Source organism: Zhenhengia yiwuensis, from assembly GCF_014384995.1.
In the GTDB taxonomy this organism is placed as follows: domain Bacteria; phylum Bacillota; class Clostridia; order Lachnospirales; family Cellulosilyticaceae; genus Zhenhengia; species Zhenhengia yiwuensis.
In genome coordinates this window covers 1-1,852 of record NZ_JACRSY010000096.1, presented here as the reverse complement: position 1 = coordinate 1,852, position 1,852 = coordinate 1, and the positions used below count along the sequence as shown (strand labels likewise).

At 34.3% G+C, this 1,852-nt stretch carries 4 protein-coding genes and 1 pseudogene; all 5 read left to right on the top strand.

Translation table 11 applies throughout. The annotated features are described in order from the left end of the window. Nucleotides 1-288: 288 nt before the first annotated feature. Nucleotides 289-474 (top strand): hypothetical protein, encoded by a 186-nt coding sequence (locus H8718_RS20070; protein ID WP_249334834.1) that lies wholly within the window; start codon nt 289-291, stop codon nt 472-474. Nucleotides 475-565: 91 nt separating this feature from the next. Beyond that, nucleotides 566-1,060 carry a helix-turn-helix transcriptional regulator gene (locus H8718_RS20065; protein ID WP_249334833.1) on the top strand — a complete coding sequence of 165 codons (495 nt, stop codon included), beginning with the start codon at nt 566-568 and terminating at the stop codon, nt 1,058-1,060. A 63-nt stretch (nt 1,061-1,123) separates the two neighbouring features. Next, on the top strand, nt 1,124-1,279 hold the full coding sequence (locus H8718_RS20060; RefSeq protein WP_249334022.1) for a CorA family divalent cation transporter: 156 nt from the start codon (nt 1,124-1,126) through the stop codon (nt 1,277-1,279). Between the two features lie 18 nt (nt 1,280-1,297). Then, nucleotides 1,298-1,492, top strand: coding sequence for a hypothetical protein (locus tag H8718_RS20055; protein ID WP_249334832.1), 195 nt, complete (start codon nt 1,298-1,300; stop codon nt 1,490-1,492). Beyond that, nucleotides 1,473-1,852: pseudogene (locus H8718_RS20050) on the top strand (DUF6017 domain-containing protein); the annotation flags it as partial. The gene H8718_RS20055 and the pseudogene H8718_RS20050, both read left to right, overlap by 20 nt.

The window sequence follows — 1,852 nt, the reverse complement described above, 5'->3', positions numbered from 1 at the left end:
TCATCCTCAAGAGCTAGAGGATCTAATGCCTTGGGCACCAGAGATTCAAAATAACTGTAAATAATAAATCGTACAACTAGAGTAAAATGCTCCAACTCTAATTGTACGATTTTTATTTTGTATGCCTTCTAATTAATCGCTTACTTTAGAGATAGCATTAAAGTTAAAAAAATGCTTAAAAACAAATAGTGATAATATTTTTTTAAAAATGAATGTCATTAAAAATGACAATCGATTAGAATAGGACAATTTCTGACATTCATATGTATATATAGGAGGTGATTAGTGATGGGGAGATATGCAGATAAGATTACAGTAAGTTACTCAACTGATCCTAGCAGGCCTACTGTTCTACAAACTTTTGAACAAGCTAAACGTATTTATCTTAATTCAATCATGGAAAAACTGACTCCCCAGCAGCAACAAGAACTTATACGTTGGGGTAAGGAAGAAAATCTTTTTTACATAGAATAGTGTAGCCTATAGAAAGCTACAAAAGAATAGTGTCATAGACCAATTTTCAATGTAAAAGTTGGTCCAATAAACCAAGAAAAGAGGAATAGAAATGCACGTAAGAGAATTTTCAATGTTACTTGTTAAAGCACGTAAAGAACGTAGACTGACACAAGAACAGGCATGTTTATTAATTGGTATAGCCGATACATCCACATTAAGCAAGTGGGAGACAGGCAAGGATATTCCATCTGAAAAGATGGCTTCTAAAATTGTACAAGCTTATGATGAGCCAGTATTAGGTTATGTTTATTTGCATGAATGCACAGAGTTAGGCAGGTTAGTTTTACCACCTATTGTACATACAGATTTAGATAATTTAACGCTGAGATTTCAAAAGGAGTATGACGATATTAAGCGGATTCAAATGGACATGATCTCTATAGCATGTGATGGAACTGTAGAAGAGCATGAGCAGGAACGATGGCATATAGTTCAGAAGGAAGTTGCAGATTTAGCAGGGGTAAGCTTGCCACTAATTATTAGAAGTTTTATGCAAAGTAAAAAGCCCTCACAAGATGGCAGTCTTGTAAGAGCTTACATTTAAAAAATACATGTGTGACTTAAGTATAGCATGGTTTGTAACTTAAGTCAAAGGGAGCGTTGACAAATGAATAGTAAAAAGAGTGCAATTGTTAATTTTATTGCTCAGGAGCTTAATAGCTTTATATACATTTTAAGTGTTGTATCAGGAGCGTTATTAGGAGGCGCATTGGTAGCAAGTATACCACTTTGTGCAATTCTAGTAGGCTTTTACAACTTATAGATAAAAGGGGGATAAGCTTTGAACTTACATAATCAAGCAGTAAAAATAGCCAATCAAAAGATTGCATCAAATCCTAAAGTGTACAGTGCTTATACAGACTCGGTGCTCTATGAAATGCTTGTTGAAGAATGCGAGGCACAGTTGAATTTCTCAACAGCAACATTTCAAATTCATGCATTAAGGGAGATGGCTTATGAGCAAGGTGCTATTTAACAGAAAACCTATAACTATTGATATTGATTTTGCAACAGCAGTAGGCCTTAATGAGGCAATTGTACTGCAGCAAATTCATTATTGGATAGTAAAGAACAAGGAAGAAGGCAGGAACTTAAAAGAGGGTAGATTCTGGACATATAACTCCATTGAAGAATGGCATAAAAAGATTCCTTTTTTAAAGAAAGATGCGGTAAGAAAATCTTTAGAAAAGTTAAGGAAGCTGGAGATTCTATTAGTCGGTAATTACAACAAATCAAGAGTAGACAGGACATTATGGTACACCATTAACTATGAGAAGTTAGATGAATTTATGCAAGTGGTAGAAGCCCAATCCATAAAAGAACTTATTTCAAAAGA